General features: G+C 52.7%; 11 protein-coding genes. 6 read left to right on the forward strand and 5 right to left on the reverse strand.

Annotated features, from left to right (window positions below):
* Positions 1-266: 266 nt before the first annotated feature.
* From CAQU_RS04080 to CAQU_RS04095, 4 genes are all read right to left on the reverse strand, one after another.
* Positions 267-1,184 (reverse strand): siderophore-interacting protein, encoded by a 918-nt coding sequence (locus CAQU_RS04080; RefSeq protein WP_075725464.1) that lies wholly within the window; start codon positions 1,182-1,184, stop codon positions 267-269.
* Between the two features lie 40 nt (positions 1,185-1,224).
* Complete coding sequence (locus CAQU_RS04085; protein ID WP_075725466.1) at positions 1,225-3,456, reverse strand: ATP-binding cassette domain-containing protein; 2,232 nt, start codon at positions 3,454-3,456, stop codon at positions 1,225-1,227.
* Positions 3,456-4,037, reverse strand: a complete 582-nt coding sequence (locus CAQU_RS04090) for an ABC transporter permease (protein ID WP_157108892.1) — start codon at positions 4,035-4,037, stop codon at positions 3,456-3,458. The genes CAQU_RS04085 and CAQU_RS04090 overlap by 1 nt, the downstream gene beginning before the upstream one ends.
* A 184-nt stretch (positions 4,038-4,221) precedes the next feature.
* Positions 4,222-4,716: a DUF2798 domain-containing protein gene (locus CAQU_RS04095; protein ID WP_075725470.1), complete on the reverse strand. Its 495-nt coding sequence runs from the start codon at positions 4,714-4,716 to the stop codon at positions 4,222-4,224.
* Between the two features lie 600 nt (positions 4,717-5,316).
* Here CAQU_RS04095 and CAQU_RS04100 point away from each other — a divergent pair.
* The 4 genes from CAQU_RS04100 to CAQU_RS04115 all read left to right on the forward strand — a co-directional run bounded on the left by CAQU_RS04100 (position 5,317) and on the right by CAQU_RS04115 (position 12,642).
* On the forward strand, positions 5,317-6,210 hold the full coding sequence (locus CAQU_RS04100) for a hypothetical protein (RefSeq protein WP_157108893.1): 894 nt from the start codon (positions 5,317-5,319) through the stop codon (positions 6,208-6,210).
* Between the two features lie 450 nt (positions 6,211-6,660).
* Entirely contained in the window at positions 6,661-9,345 is a 2,685-nt protein-coding gene (locus CAQU_RS04105; protein ID WP_075725475.1) for a DNA methyltransferase, read from the forward strand.
* 38 nt (positions 9,346-9,383) lie between these two features.
* Positions 9,384-11,420 carry a DEAD/DEAH box helicase gene (locus CAQU_RS04110; protein WP_075728372.1) on the forward strand — a complete coding sequence of 679 codons (2,037 nt, stop codon included), beginning with the start codon at positions 9,384-9,386 and terminating at the stop codon, positions 11,418-11,420.
* Positions 11,421-11,424: 4 nt separating this feature from the next.
* Positions 11,425-12,642, forward strand: coding sequence for a GIY-YIG nuclease family protein (locus tag CAQU_RS04115; RefSeq protein WP_075725477.1), 1,218 nt, complete (start codon positions 11,425-11,427; stop codon positions 12,640-12,642).
* Positions 12,643-12,994: 352 nt separating this feature from the next.
* Here the strand turns inward: CAQU_RS04115 and CAQU_RS13275 are convergent, their stop codons facing one another.
* Positions 12,995-13,210 carry a DUF4357 domain-containing protein gene (locus tag CAQU_RS13275; RefSeq protein WP_075725479.1) on the reverse strand — a complete coding sequence of 72 codons (216 nt, stop codon included), beginning with the start codon at positions 13,208-13,210 and terminating at the stop codon, positions 12,995-12,997.
* A 192-nt stretch (positions 13,211-13,402) separates the two neighbouring features.
* Here CAQU_RS13275 and istA point away from each other — a divergent pair, with 192 nt between their 5' ends.
* Complete coding sequence (istA, locus tag CAQU_RS04125; RefSeq protein ID WP_075725481.1) at positions 13,403-15,031, forward strand: IS21 family transposase; 1,629 nt, start codon at positions 13,403-13,405, stop codon at positions 15,029-15,031.
* Positions 15,024-15,776, forward strand: a complete 753-nt coding sequence (locus CAQU_RS04130) for an ATP-binding protein (RefSeq protein ID WP_075725483.1) — start codon at positions 15,024-15,026, stop codon at positions 15,774-15,776. Before istA ends, CAQU_RS04130 begins: the two co-directional genes overlap by 8 nt.
* Positions 15,777-15,792: the final 16 nt, after the last annotated feature.

Here is a 15,792-nt window from a genome sequence, read left to right on the forward strand (position 1 = left end):
CAAGCGCAGTCAATGCACGACTAGTTCAACCAGTAGGTAGAACCTTCCAAAGCCTGCACACAGGTGTGCCGGCAGCCGAAAAATCTTCAAGCTGATGCCTGTCCTGTAAACGACAACACCAAACACAGCTGGTGCTTAAAAAATTTTCGAGCCACAAGAACCCTTGAGAGGCTGCTCGCAGTGGGGGAGGGCGTGCGCGCAAAAGGCACCTGGGAAGATTTTTATTCCCTTCAGCCCGAGGTGCCTTTGATTCAGCAGTGTTGTTCCTACAGGATCTCTTCGAGACGCTGCTCAACAGCTTCTGGATCTTCCCCCTGTGCCATGGCGTCCCGCATGACACGCAGGCGGGTGAGATCGGAAGCAGTGCCGCTGTGTTCGCGGCGCCAGTACCCGAAAACTTGTAGCCGCTGTTTCGGCAATTCCCACACCTTTTTCGCGTGCGCCCGAATCGGTTTCATCTCTCCGCTTTCGCCACACGCCCACACCGCATCACACGACCATTCGCCCTGCACAACACGGCCGGAAAGCTCACCCGTCTGCGCTGAGCAGTGGTGGATTTCCACGTTGGAAAGAAATGGGTAGTCGTGATCCAGATGTGCCGGATCTGCACTGGTGATGACGGTGGCGGTGGTGAAGACTCTGTGGTCGCGCAGGATCGACAAGGCAGCCGGCAACGCCGTGGCATCGGCTACCAGCAGCAGGTGTTGGCACGCCTCGGGCACACGGTGCTGGGTTGGCTCCCAGGAGTAAATCGCATCACCGACGTTGACGGTGCTCAGCCATTGCATCACCGGTGAAGTCGTGCCGTGTTCGACGAAATCGACGGCAAACTCGCTGCGCTCAACGTCGTAGTCAGCAACGGTATAGGCGCGCGATGCCGTCTTCGGCGCCTGCTGAATATCTGCAAACTCTTCTGGAGTGACGGGAATTTCCAGTCGCAACGCCAAGTTCGGAACCGACCAGTCGTAAGTTTTCGCGGTGCTGTCGACGGCAAACCACAACCTGGTCAGATCGGCAGCGCGCTTTTCGCGCCGAAGAATCCGAAGGTGGAGGAATGTGTGGTTGCCGTAGAAGCGCTGAGGGCTGTCCGCTGGAGTATGGGACAGATCCTGTCCGGTGGCATCCGCTGTAACCAGTGACAGAAGTTCGACGACTTCGGTGGTGCTGAATTTTTCGGTGTTCATGAAAGCTTCCTAAAGTTGCTGGTGAAAAAGAAAAAACGAGTTAAACAATCGACCATAGGGTCTGGCTGAGGGTGGGCAGTGCGAGCAGGAAAGCGATGAACGTGCACAGGAGCAACCAGTCGAGGAGCGTGAATGCTCGATCGTGGCGCAAGGTGCGGGTGGGGGTAGCTCCAAAACCTTTTGAATCCAGCGCATCCGCCAGCTGCTCACTATCGCGCAGCGAAGCAACCGACAGCATGGCCAGCACAGCCAGAGGGTTGGCCCGGGACCGGTGGGAGCGGGTCAAAAGGTGGCGTTGGTGTTTTGCCAAGGTGTAATCCCGTTTGATCCTGGTGACGAAGCGGGAACCATAGGTGCCGACATCGACGAAGCGGTAGGGGATATGAAAGACCGACAGCACAGTGTCGATGATCTGTTTGCCGTCGAGCCTTGCGCCGAAAGCCACCACAGACAGGGCCAAGGTGGAAAACTGGGCTGCCGGCAACAGGGCTCCTAGTGCGCGGTCGGCGTTCCACCATGGCAGCCCAGGGGGTTGATTCACCCACGGCAAAAACCCGACCCATGTCAGCAGGCCAAAACCAACCACCACCGATAGCCCCCGGATGAGCCAAAGTGGCTTTTTCGCCCCAATTGCCGACAGTGCAGCAATAACAATGAGCACCCCGGCAACAATGGCAAGCTCGTGAAGGTTCGTGCGTCGTGCGGCAGCAATCCAGACAGCGATCAGGCACAGCATTTTCACCAGTGAATGCACCTGCAAGCGCGGTTGGACTTTAGAAGTTTGTTGCTGCACCTCGGGCGTTGGGTTTGAGGAAACCGGCTTGAGCTGCAGCGTTTGAGTAGGACTGAGAGCGTGGAGAAACTCCTGATCGTGGGAGACCACCAGGCAGGCCACCTCGCTTCGGCACTTCCTAATTGCCTCCACCATGCTGGCGGTGCCGATTGCATCCTGGGCGCTGGTCGGCTCGTCGAGCAACAGCAGTGTTGGCCGGGAAGCAAGCGCTGCGGCCAGGGAAAGGCGCTGGCGGAGCCCACCGGAAAGGCTCATCGGGTGGTTGTCCAAACGATCGGTTAACCCGAGGGTTTCCACGATGCCAACCACCTCGTCTCTGGCCGTTGTTTCAAGCTCATCAAGCCGGTGGACCCTATCGGCGCTTGCCGCCGCGGCCAAGACTTGCTCCACCGTGTCCTGTGAATACAGGCTGCTCGCCCGCTGCGGAACCCACCCAATTCCACGGGAGATCCGCTCAGCTGCGGGTGGCTGGATGGTGCCGAGAGGCTTTTTGGCGTCGGCAATGCAGGACAGCAGAGTTGTTTTGCCGCTGCCATTGGGCCCCCACACCGCGACCAGATCACCGCGGCGAACCTCAAAAGTCACCGGGTCAAGCAAACGCTGCCCGGAGTCAAGGGCATAGGAGACTCCAGTGGCGGATAACACCAACTCGGAGGAATGCGGTGCAACGGTTGTTGGGGTCTGGGGATCTGAAAGGGGAGTTGGTGCAGTGCGGAGCACCAGATCGCCATCGGTTCGCACCCGATGCTGGCGCAAAAGATCTGCCTGCTCGTTGAGGGCGTGGTCGAAATCGCCGTCGTAGACCAGCTGGCCTTGAGGATTAAGCAGCAGCATCCGATCAGCCAGACCCCGGTGGCGTTCGGGCCGGTGATCGATAGCCAAAATACTCACCGCCGACTTGGCGCGAACATTAGCCAAAGCCTGCCGGAAAAGTTGTTGTGCTTGATCATCCAAGGCAGCGGTGGGTTCATCCAAGATGATCAGCGATGCCCCCTGTGCGATAGCGGCAGCCAGTGCTAGGCGCTGCTGCTCACCGCCGGACAGCACCAACGGATCAGTGGTGGGGGAGAGATGATCTAATCCCACCCAGGACAAGATCTCCGCACACACCTCGGTGGTCTCATCGATGGGAAGTCCTTGGTAGTCGCGCGGTAAGGCAGGCTCCATGAACAGCTGCTGGGCACACATCTGTGCGTCGGGTTGCTGCCACACGCACGACACCTGGCGGGCCCACTGGCTTGCCGGGACAGCGTCAAGGCTGTGACCGTTGAGGGTGACAGTGCCCTGTTGCCAGCCGTGCACACTGGATTCCAGCAGGCCAGTCAAAGCGAACGCGATGGTGGTTTTGCCGCACCCTGAAGCGCCCGCTACCACGGCATAAGAGCCTTGCTCTAGGCAGAAGGACAGGTCGGTGATGACCGGCTGCTCGGGCTCGTAGCCAATGGTGAGTCCAGTGACCTGAAGTCCGGGTGATTCCATTACGCCGGACGTTTTGCTCGAGAGGATGCCGCCAAACCTTGGGGATCCACGCCGGAGTGGAAGATCTTTCGGGCCACCAGGAACGACAAAGCGCCGTATACGACGCCGAGGGCAATCTTGATGGCGATGCCAACCAGAATCAGGTTCAGGTCCAATGTTTCCCTGGCAGTGCTGACCATGAACAGGGAAAGCCCTTGAGACAATCCGGCTGTCGCCCCGGCGATAAGAGACCACATCAGCACAGGACGCCCAAAGAGTTCTTTATCTGTTTGGCGGAGAAGGTTTTTGCCGAGGAAGGCGACCAGTTCGATGAACAGCGCAGCAAAAAGGGCTGTCGCCCCAAAGCCGATGAGTGCAGTGGCGAATCCCGTCAACGTGGCAACTCCCGGGCGACGGATGAGAAGTACCGCGGCGATGGAACCCCAGAAAAATGGGGTTGGTGCAGGGTATGCGAGCCACGGGATGGTGCCGGACAGCACCGAGTTCAGTACGATCGCAAGCCAGACAAACACTGCCGATGCGGCTGCCAACACCACGCAGGCCATTAGGGATCTCGTGGTGAGTTTGCGTCCTTTGCTCAAAGTAGGATTCCTTGTCATTAAAAGGCAAAAACTAGTAGAGCCTAACCTTATAGTGCATGGAATTGGTGGTCAATAAACGAGCTAAGTGTTTTTAACGTTTTTTGAAAAGAAAAACGCGGAAGCTCCCACAAGGGGAAGCTTCCGCGTTAATGCCACGGCATGCCAGCACTGGCACCAGGAAAAACTAGACCTGTACCTGCATGAACGCGGCACGCTGTCGAGTGCGGCGTCGGTGCATGACCTGCTTGAACACAAAGCGAACGATCGGACCGGCAATGATCAGCTGCAGCGGCAATGCAGCAACAAAGTTGAAGGGAATGTTGTGCGCCCAGGCCGACCACACGCTGGAGCTGAAACCTTCCTGCATGATGGCACCAAAGCCACTCATCAAGACCACCATGAACACGATCATGGTGGTGGAAATGGTGCCAATCTTTGCCCACAGCGGCCAGGAGGGCCGGATGATTTTTCCGGCCAGCGCCTTCGCGGGTTGTCCAACGACGAGGAAGTCCAACGTGAAAGCAACTACGAGAGCGAGGGGGAAGCCGATGATGGTGGCGCGGAGCGCTTCGGAAGTGAAGCCGTACACGGCGACCATGTTGTAGAGACTCATGCCGGCCACCATGATGGGGCACATAAGCAGGGTGAAAAGCAGGGCTTGCTTCGGAGTTTCGGGCATAGAGATGTCCTTAACAATAGGGTGACAATCGGGAATGTCCTCACCGAAAAACCCTATGGGCTCGGATCGCGCGCCGGCGTTACTGGGGCGTGATGCGAGGGACCTCCCCCAAACGGCTGTTGTGCCGGCCGGGAGGTATCGGACGAAAGAACAGCCTACATTTTCGAGCCGTTTAACTGCAAGAGTCTTCTTGACTTTCGGTTGCGACGCTTGGGGACGTAAGGGTTAAAAGGCTCCGTGGACTAAAGGCCATTTCTGGCGAGTGAAACTCGCAAATTTCCAACGGTAGTAGTTAGAAAAAATTTACTCGCGACTGGTCTTATATCGGTGGTTTACCTTGGCTATTTGTAGCTCAGTTTCTAATTGTAAACCGCTTCTTGTTTAAAACTTGAGAGATTTTTCGCATATGAATATTGGATCAGTTGATCAGGGATTTTGGCAATGTTTTTAAATCTCTAACTGGCTGTTCTGGACATTTGTTAGTTGATCTCTGAGCTAGTTTCAGTTGTAGGCCTGAGAGCTGCAAGGAACCTGAACGCTCGATGGAGATAAGGCTACTTTAGATCTACCTTAATTAGGGTAAAGATGAATAATGAGCTCATGATGATTGAACGTGCAATTGACTTTGGGCGCCCACGTCGAATGCGATGCGGTCGGTGCGGATATGAAGAGCTGGTGAGCTTGCCTTGGATGGAGCGGGGCGATAGATGTCCAAAATGTGGAGTCGAATGTTCCGATGTGCTGTGTGTGCGTCCCGTGCACGCGCCTGACGATCCGGCCATCGTTGATGATCTGGTGGCAAGGATGTGCTGGTATCACACGAGTACTGTTCCGAACTGGCCACAAAAGAATTTCGACCCGCTAAAAGATGTTGGTGCTGATTACTACGATGATTTGGTCAAAACAATAGGTCGACGTGAAGCGGGTATTTGGCTAGAAAAAGAGAAGTCAAAGGCTCTTCATGTTGGCACTTATGAAGCTGCTATTGAAAATATGTTGCGTCGGATAGTGGGCCAGCCTGAGCAAAACGAACAGTTCTTCTTATACCGTGTGGTGCTGCATGCAACTGCTGGGATTGAACCCGGTGTGCACGATGAGGAAGCGGATTTTTCTGGTGGCATGAATGCGGATGACTTGCTCACCGGCAATAACCTTATTTATCGGTATCTGAATGAGACTGAAGATGAAGGTTCAATTTCCTTAGCTATAAAGCCAGAGGCGATCGAATCAGTGGCTGGTATTGAGATTCCATTAAAGCAGCAGCCTTCTCTGACTTCAAAGCTTGACCTTGCTGTTTTCGACGCTGGCAAGTGGATCGATGAAGGTCAAATCCCGACTTACATCAAAAAACGTTTAAAAGACAGTTATCTTCAAAGGCGTTCGGAGATGGGTGGACGGTCGAGTTCAGAGTATCTCCTAGGCTTGATTGGTCTTGTGCAAAACCCCTCGGAGGTTCTTTTGATGCTCGATAAAGCGGAGCGTCGAATGATTTAGAGAGGCGTTTCTAAATAAAATCTTTAGATTCTCTAGCGGAAATATGCTTAGGAAACTGTTCTTCAACCTCTATTAATGAAAAAGCGAGCTGCTGGCGACAGTGAGAACCATAGCGAGCACGAACCTAAGGGGCATCTTAGTCGAGCCGATAGCGTGTGTAATACCCTGCCGCAGCTACGATTTTTGATTTTCTGTCGAAATAAACCTTGCTTTGGATGTTTCAAAAATATCGTGTTTAGCGATGTTTTGAGTCGCCCGAGACGATAGGCTAGACGGCAGCAGTTTTTCTGCTCCATGTAGTTCACTAAAGCCTGTGTTGGCTACGTGGCAGTATTCTCCGTTTGTAAAACGTGTAGCACCTTCTGGTCGCATGCAGCAAATGGTTTTCACGCGAATTGCGTTGCTAGTAAACGAAAATCTTCCCCAAAAAGAAAGACCGATGGAAGACTTATGGCTGCTCGACTGAGCCTTCAAGACATCGAATCCCGTGTTGAACAGCTTTCGGGTCGTGAGGAGTACTCAAGTGAACTTATCTATGACTTGTTGCTGGCTTACGGTAAGCCAAAATCAACAGTTACGCGATTGCGTAAAGGGGATACCAACGTCGCAAGCGATCCGACTTCTGACGTCCTGCTGAAGAACGTTGTGGATTTTCGAGTTACCGACAGCAATCTAATGAGTGCTGTCACGATGCTTAAGGAAGATCCAGAGGTGCAGCGGTTTAGTCCGCGGTTTGTCATAGCAACAGATTTGAAAGAGCTAAGCGCTATCGATATGCGTACAGGAGAATCCCTGTTGACTCCTGTAAAAGAAATTGACCAGCATTTTTCCTTCTTCCTCCCTTGGGCCGGGATGGAAAAGACACAGTTCATTTCGGAGGCGCATGCCGACATCAAGGCTGCTGAGCGCATGGGGAAGCTGTTTGATGAGCTTCACAAAGCAAACCCTGAGATGCTGAAAGTGGAAGGCGGGCGTCATGCGTTAAATGTGTTCTTTACACGGCTACTTTTTTGTTTCTTCGCGGAAGACACAGGGATTTTTGAGGCCAATCAGTTCACGAATGCGCTGGCCTCTCATACGCTAGAAGACGGCTCCGATACTGCGCAGATGCTTGCGCGTATTTTCTTGGCGCTTGATACTGCTCGCCCTGAAGATAAACCCAGTTATCTGAGGAGATTCCCATATGTCAATGGTCAATTGTTTACGGTTCGTGAACATGAAATAATTCCTGAATTCACTTCGAAAGCGCGCCAAATGCTAATCGAGCTAGGCACTCTAAAGTGGGAGGAAATCAATCCGGATATTTTTGGGTCGATGTTCCAGACTATCGTCAGCACTCAAAAACGATCCGATTTGGGACAGCACTATACCTCGGTACCCAACATTTTGAAAACCATTGAGCCACTATTCATGGATGCATTGCGCGACGAGTACCGACGGAGTATCGACAGTTCCAAACGGCTTGAGAAGTTGCTGGATCGCATAAGTGAGATCAAGATATTCGACCCTGCCTGTGGGACAGGTAATTTCCTTGTTATTGCATATAAAGAATTGCGACGACTGGAACATTCTATCCTTGAGCGCATGGCCGAGCTGGATTCTAGGCATCAAGTACTTTTTACATCATCACGAATCAACATTCAAAACTTCTATGGAATTGAAATAGAAGACGTTGCGGCTGAAATTGCTGTTCTCTCATTGTGGATTGCCAAGCATCAAATGAATGTTGAATTCAAAGATAAGTTCGGCGTTGAAATCCCCTTAATTCCGCTTAGGGAGGCGGGGCATATTGTTTCAAAAAACGCCTGTCGTATCGACTGGAATGATGTTTGCCCCAACGAGGAAGGGGGTGAAATCTACCTTATTGGAAATCCTCCCTATAAAGGCGGGAAGTCAGCTCCGAAAAAGCTCAAAGAGGATTATCCGTTCGTATTTCAAGGTAGGCCTTATTCGAAAAATCTCGACTATATTGCGTTGTGGTTCATAAAAGGAGCTGAATATATTGCGAAAAGTTCAGCAAAATTATCTTTTGTAACCACAAATTCTGTTGCGCAAGGTGAGCATGTTTCTTTGATGTTCCCTTACATTTTCAGTCTTGGTCTTGAGATTGGATATGCTTACACGTCTTTCAAATGGTCAAATAATGCAAAGCGGAACGCAGGGGTGACGGTTGCAGTAATTTCATTGCAGGCGAAGACTGGAGGGCCGAAGCGAATTTACACGGATGGAGCGTATAGGGAGGTTAGTCAAATTAATGGCTACCTTGCTGCGGGGCCGCATATCTACGTAAAACCCGCCCGGCGCCACACCTCGCCTTCAATGCCGCCTATGTGTCTCGGGTCAATGCCGAAAGATGGGGGAAATCTAATTCTCACAAGGGAAGAGAAAAATGATCTCTTGCGAAAATGGCCCAATCTTGCATATCTCGTGAAGGGGTTTGTTGGCGGGGCGGAATTTATTAAAGGGTTGGAACGTTTCTGCTTGTGGATTTCTGATGAGCAACTTGAAGCGGTTAGTTCTGTGCCGGAAATTCAAGAGCGCTTCGATCGTGTTAGGGAATACAGGATGGAAAGCGCCGCTCAGAGTACAGTAGATTACGCTATTTACCCAAATAGATTTAAGCAAATTTCCTATCGCCCTACGGATTCAATTATTTTCCCACGGGTATCGTCCGAACGGCGTGAATATATTCCGATTGGATACTTGGAATGCGATGTAGTTATTGGTGATTCAGCCAATGCAATCTACGACGCTGAGCCGTGGCTTTTTGCTTTGCTGACCTCTCGAATGCATATGGTCTGGGCGCGGGCGGTTGGGGGTCAATTGGAAACACGATTTAGGTACTCGAATACGCTAGTCTATAACAATTTCCCTGTTCCTCCGTTGTCTGATGAGGCGAAGGTAGAACTGGCCGACGCTGCATTTCGAGTATTGGACGTTCGTGAGTATCACTGTGAATGCACTTTGGCTGAACTTTACGATCCTGAAGAGATGCCGATTGACCTCCGTGAGGCTCACCAACAGGTTGATCTGTTAGTTGATTCGTTGTATTCCAAACGTGTTTTCACCTCTGACGAGGAACGCTTGACTAGATTGTTTGCCCTATATGAGGAAATGGGCGAGAAAGAACACTAGTTTTTTCTACAGAACGAATGGGTAAAATGATGAGTATTATGGGTAAGACGGAAAACATAGTCGACGTAGTTTACGATCGAACTGGGCGCTCGGTAAACACCAACGAACTGGGAATGCGCGAGATGCAAGCTCGCGCTTTCGAAGCCCGACTGTCCCAGTATTTGCTCATTAAAGCGCCTCCGGCATCTGGAAAATCCCGGGCGTTAATGTTTATCGCATTAGACAAGCTTTATAACCAGCGCCGACGAAAAGTCATCGTTGCTGTTCCTGAAAAATCAATCGGGGGTTCGTTTAAGAACACCGGGCTTGTTTCGAATGGTTTCTTCGCTGACTGGGATGTCAAGCCTTGGAACAATCTGTGCGATGCGGGATCTTCGAAAAGTAAGGTGGAACAGTTCGTATCATTCCTTAAGCCTGCGCCTGATGGCCCCAATGATGCGATCCTGGTGTGTACGCATGCCACGCTGAGATTTGCGTTTGAGAAGCTCGCTCCGAGTGATTTTGATGGCTGCGTATTGGCTATCGATGAATTTCACCACGTGTCGGCTGACACAGACGACAATCGCTTGGGAGCCCTGCTCGCTGAAGTGATGAGAGGCTCTGATTGCCATATCGTGGCAATGACGGGTTCTTACTTCCGTGGTGACACGGTGCCGGTGCTGCTGCCTGAGGTAGAAGAAAAGTTCACACATGTCACCTTCAACTATTATGACCAGCTCAATGGTTATCGTTACTTGAAGTCCCTCGGTATTGGGCATCACTTCTATCAGGGGCGGTACCTGGATGCTATCAGCGAGGTATTGGATCTCGACAAGAAGACCATCATTCACATCCCGAGCGTGAACTCTGGCGAGTCTACAAAGGACAAACTCGAGGAAGTTGGGCACATCCTCGACGTCATCGCCGGCGCAGAGGATCCCGGCGCATCCGCGGTTGTGGAGCGTGAACCTGAAAGCGGAATCCTACTGGTTCGCAATGAGCAACTCGGGCGAACACTTCGAGTGGCAGATTTGGTTGATGATACTGATCAGAAGCGCCGTGCGAAGCTCCTGGAGTACCTTCAGGACGCCGCAGAGAACCGTGACGCAGTGGACATCATTATTGCTCTCGGTATGGCTAAGGAAGGTTTTGACTGGCCTTTCGCGGAGCATGCCCTCACCGTTGGGTATCGAGCATCCCTAACCGAAGTTATTCAGATCATTGGTCGTGTGACTCGCGATAGTGAGGGGAAACGGCACGCACAGTTCACTAACCTCATCGCTGAACCTGAAGCGTCTCAAGACGATGTGACTGCATCGGTTAACAATATGTTGAAAGCTATTACTGCGTCTTTGCTGATGGAGCAGGTTCTTGCCCCGAATTTCACCTTCAAAGCAAAGAAGCCGTCGGGGGATGAAACGAAAGATAATCCTGGCACATTGCGTATTGCTGGTTTTAAGGAACCTAAGACAGCTCAAGGAAAGCAAATTGTGCTAGATGGGCTCACTGATATCAAAGCGCATCTTTTGCAAGATCCTAATTTTGCGAAAGCGGCAATGAGTCCGGACGTCCAACCGGAAATGATCACAAAGGTTCTGATTCCGAAAATCGTACGAGAGAAATACCCGACTCTGCCTGAAGAAGACGTACTGGCGGTTGCGCAGCATGTTGTCGTGGATGCGGTTGTGAAGAAGAGCAATATCACTCAAGTTGGTGAGGATCGTTTTATAAAAATGGCCGCCAGATTCGTCAACATTGATGATCTCAATATCAATCTGATTGAGTCGATTAATCCCTTCCAAAAGGCATACGAAGTGCTGTCGCGGTCAGTAACTCCAAACGTGCTTCGTCTTATTCGCGATGAAATAGATGTAACGAAGATTGATGTAACCGAAGAAGAAGCCCGCGTCGAGTTACCTCGAATTACTCAGGCGATGAAGAATCGACCAGGCTGGAGACCAGACAAGAATAGTGAGGATCCGCGCGAAGTTCGCGATGCAGAAATTGTGCTCTACATGCAGCACCGGATCCGGCAGCGAGAAGCTCAACGACGTGCTGCTGCTGTGGAAAACAGTTCTTTGAGTGCGGAGAAATAGACGCGTGGCTAAGAAGTTTAACCGTAACCGCCCGGATAAGCCGGTAGAAACCGATGATTTTCTCGATTCTTTCAGCGCGGAAGATCTTGAGTTTTTCCGTGAGCCAGAGAAACCGTTACCGGTAACGAGTGTTGACCGTCTGGAGCGTGCTTTCCAGGAGATTGTTGAGTTTCGACGTTTACATGGGAGGTTGCCGTCTGCAGAGACGCGCGAGATAGCTGAACGGAAGCTCGGCGCACGTCTTGCTGGGATCCTTGCTAGCCATAGGAAGCTCGAAGCGCTTCGCCCTCTCGACACAGAGTTCGGCCTGCTAACTCCGACGGAATCCTTTGAAACCTTTGATGAATTGTTGGAATCTGATTGCTTATCTGATCTGGTTTCAGATGACGACGCGGATATCTTTGATGTATCGACTTTGCCTGAGGTAGCGACGAGAAATTCACAACCGGGTGACATCGAAAGACGGAAGAAATGCCCGGATTTTGAGACCTTTGCCCCACTTTTCAAGCGTATGCATGAGCAACTTGCAGACGGTTCGATGCGGCTTGTGCCGGAGTCCAGCATTACTGCAATCGTGCCTGGAGCTTACCTCGTTGTTGGAGGAGTAATGGTATTTATCGCGGAGGTCAAGGAACCTGAATACAAGGTCATGAATGGCAAGGAGGTCAAGCGTGAAAGAATGCGAGTGATCTTCGAAAACGGTACAGAATCCGCAATGTATCGCCAGTCTCTAGCAGTTCGACTAGGTTTGCAAGAAGGGAAGCGGGCAGTGCCTTCGGTCCTGGATTCCTTACTTGTCGGAGATGATGACGTTCTGACAGGTAACATTTATGTTTTGCGCTCGTTGAGTGAAAAAACAGAGATCACCTCAATTCCGAACTTGTATAAAGTTGGGTTTTCTAGAGGTTCGGTGGAGAAAAGAATTGCTAACGCGAAGCGCGAGCCAACCTATTTGATGGCTCCTGTAGAAGTGGTTGCAACCTACCAGACCTACAATTTGAAGACCTCAGCGCTAGAACACCTTCTCCACAGAGTTTTTGCGATGGTGAAGTTGGATGTGACGATCATCGGACTCGATGGGAAGGCGCACCATCCTTCAGAGTGGTTTAGCGTTCCCTTTCCTGTTCTTGATCAAGCTATTGAGGCCATCATTGATGGCTCCATCGTGAACCTGTCCTATGATCCTGAGGATCAGAAACTTATAGAACGCGACTCTGCTTAGCGTTGTATTGACCCTGTGTCTTCCTCGTCGTGGAGTGAGCGGTGTGAATACGCATTCAGGATCAACGGGTTTGCACCGTTTAGAAATTTGGTTATCGAATCGACTCATCGCGAATCCACTAGCTCTTTATTAGTAGATACAGGGTAAACGTGTAGGTAGTAAGTGAAGGCTTGCGTAGGTTATCAGCGCTAGCCAGCAGAAAGCCCTATTTTTTCATCAGTTTTTTGATGCACTTTTGTTGTAGACCTGCAAGTTTTCTTTTCTTAAGAAGGGGTTCTACCCGCTTTCGTGGCGATCTCAAAGCAGAAAAGTCTTTTCGGAGTTTTCTTTTAAAAAATCCTCGTAGCGCTTCTTATTTGTCTCTATGAAAAGCATCTCGTAAAAGCGTGCCATTTTTAGTTTTCCACGTGATTTTACCGTTGCGTGAGTTTCCAGCCACAAAACGCGCGGCGGCGCTGGAGGACGTGAAAGTGATGTCTTCCCTAACAGTGCTATCTGTAACTGCGTCGCCTTGAGCAGCGCGGAGTGTATTGACGGCGGTTTCCGTACAAGTGCAAAATCGCATCATCGGATAACGCGATTCGCACTATCTGGTAACGCTCAACAACGGGGGTAATGCATCCACCGCGATGTGGGATCACGCCCGAATCAAAGGCCAAGCCCCCTGCCAAAACGTCCGGCACCCGGTTGAATGACAAGCGGCCGGTGGCGCGGCTTGTGCCACCGGTGACACGTTTGCACACCGCAAAGGACGCTCATCATGGCATCCAACATCAAGCGGCTACTGACCGCCGTCTACGACGGCTCAATGAGCCACAGGCAAATGCAACAAGCATTCCAGTGCTCGCCGCGCACCATCCAAAACTGCAAGCAACTCATCGACGATCACAACCTGACCGCCGACAAGATTGCCGCCCTCAGCGACGCCGAAATCACAGCGCTGCTGCCAGACAAACGCCGCACCCGCACCAACGACAGCTACCTGCCCCCAGACGTCGAAGCCATCCACCGCAAAGCGGCCAAGCACGACAAAACCTTCACCCTGCGCTACGAGTGGGAAACCTACCTCCACCAAGCCGAAAAAGCAGGATGCAAGGCATATAGCTACGCGCAGTTCTGCCGCAAAGTCACCGCATTCGTCGACGTCAACAAACTGACCCAAACCCTCACCCACGCACCAGGGTTTGAACTCCAAGTCGACTGGGCCGGCACGAAAATCCTCTACGGACACCTCGACGATCCTGCAAAAGCCAGCATCTTCGTCGCCAGCCTCCCACACTCCGGCCTGATCTTCGCCACCGCCACGAAAGACGAAAAACTGCCCGCCTGGCTAGACTGCCACCGGCAAGCACTGGAATACATCGGCGGGGTACCTGCCACCGTCACCCCAGACAACACCAGCACCGCCACCTTGATGTGGGCCGCGGACAAACGCCTACGGGTGATCAACCCCAACTACCAAGCGTTCGCCGCCCACTACGGCTTCGGCATTACCCCCGCCAGGCCGCATCGCCCCACCGACAAAGGGCACGTGGAAAACGCCGTCAAAATCGTCACCACACGCATCATCGCCGTCCTGCAACAACAGTGGTTTACCACCCTCGACGACCTCAACACCCGGCTGCGGATTCTAGTCGACGACCTTAACACCACGCCCATGACCAACAACATCAGCAGGGCTGAACTATTCGACGACTTCGAACGCGAAAGCCTTGGCCGGCTACCCGATATCGCCTGGACCAACTGCACCTGGGCGAAAGCCATCGTCGGACACAACTATCACATCCGCTACGACAAGCAGAACTACTCGGTGCCCTACGCACTGGTGGGCAAAACGGTGAAAATCCAAGCCACCGACACCACCATCACCATCTACTGCGAAGGCAGTGAAGTTGCCCGGCGCAGCCGTTGCACCGGCCGGCAAGGCAGCTTCACCACCGACATCGCACACATGCCGGATGCTCACCAACAGACTCGCTCCCACTGGTCTAGGAAAAGCCTTATCGGACGTGCACGACGTTTCGGGCCCCACACCGAAGCTGTGATCACACAACTTCTCAATGGTGTCGACCACGAAGCACAGGCGTATCACGCCTGCGACAACATCCTAAAGCTTGGCCGCAACAAAAAGCTGCACAGGCTTGAAGACGTCTGCGCAGACCTCATCGCCACCAACACCCCAGCGTCGTTTACCCGCATCGACGCACTTATGCGACGCACCACCCCACCACCGGCTGCGCGCCCACGCCCCCAGGCTGGCAAAACCAACCGCCACGACACCCTCCACCATGGCCTGCGCGGTGCCGACGCCTTCACACTGCCCACCACACAGCCGACGGCAAACACCAACCCCGCCGCCGACCAAGCCAAGGACAACCACGATGACTAGCCCGAACACCGCGTTCCCGGCCATGAGCGATGACGACTACGAGCTGTTTAAACAGTTCCGCATCACCGCCATGGGCGAAGCGATCCGCACCCTTCTGGAAGACCCAGCCACCGCAGGTCTGACCGGATCCCAAATCATCCGCTACGGCCTGCACAGTCTCAAACACCACCGCGACAACGTCCGGCTGGCAAAACGCCGCAAAGCCGCACACCTGGACACCTCGACCGCATGCGTGGAAAACATTCACTACGACTCGAATCGTGACCTGGACAAAGCCACCATCGATGGGCTGGCACAACTGGACTGGGTCCGCCACGGCACCAACGTCATTGTCCAAGCCCCCTGCGGTGTGGGCAAAACCTACATCGTCAAAGCTCTCGGCCTGGCTGCCTGCGAAAACGGCTACGACGTGCGCTACTACACCCACCACGGGCTGATCAGGGCGATCGAAGAAGTCACCGACGACACCGGCGCCTACTACCAGCTCATCGACGACCTCAGCACCGTTGATGTCCTCATCATCGATGACTTCGCGTTGGGCAGCTACGCCGATGCCCACACCCGCGCGATCGCTGACGTGCTCGACCGTCGTGAAAGCTCCGCCACCGTGCTGGCCAGCCAACTGCAGCCACAGGACTGGTACCGCGCGTTCGACAACCCGGGTTTTTCTGAAGCAATCCTCAGCAGGTTGCTTAAGCACCCGATCGTTGTCGCGATCAACGGCACGGACCGACGCAGGCAATAACCCACCACCCCCATGC

The sequence above is a fragment of the Corynebacterium aquilae DSM 44791 genome (assembly GCF_001941445.1).
GTDB classification, from domain to species: Bacteria; Actinomycetota; Actinomycetes; order Mycobacteriales; family Mycobacteriaceae; genus Corynebacterium; species Corynebacterium aquilae.

Excerpts from the sequence above, each read along its gene's own strand:
- istA (WP_075725481.1), top strand. The coding sequence starts at position 13,403 with ATGGCATCCAACATCAAGCGGCTACTGACCGCCGTCTACGACGGCTCA.
- CAQU_RS04100 (WP_157108893.1), top strand. The coding sequence starts at position 5,317 with ATGATGATTGAACGTGCAATTGACTTTGGGCGCCCACGTCGAATGCGA.
- CAQU_RS04095 (WP_075725470.1), bottom strand. The coding sequence starts at position 4,716 with ATGCCCGAAACTCCGAAGCAAGCCCTGCTTTTCACCCTGCTTATGTGC.
- CAQU_RS04085 (WP_075725466.1), bottom strand. The coding sequence starts at position 3,456 with ATGGAATCACCCGGACTTCAGGTCACTGGACTCACCATTGGCTACGAG.
- CAQU_RS04110 (WP_075728372.1), top strand. The coding sequence starts at position 9,384 with ATGGGTAAGACGGAAAACATAGTCGACGTAGTTTACGATCGAACTGGG.
- CAQU_RS04080 (WP_075725464.1), bottom strand. The coding sequence starts at position 1,184 with ATGAACACCGAAAAATTCAGCACCACCGAAGTCGTCGAACTTCTGTCA.
- CAQU_RS13275 (WP_075725479.1), bottom strand. The coding sequence starts at position 13,210 with ATGATGCGATTTTGCACTTGTACGGAAACCGCCGTCAATACACTCCGC.
- CAQU_RS04130 (WP_075725483.1), top strand. The coding sequence starts at position 15,024 with ATGACTAGCCCGAACACCGCGTTCCCGGCCATGAGCGATGACGACTAC.
- CAQU_RS04105 (WP_075725475.1), top strand. The coding sequence starts at position 6,661 with ATGGCTGCTCGACTGAGCCTTCAAGACATCGAATCCCGTGTTGAACAG.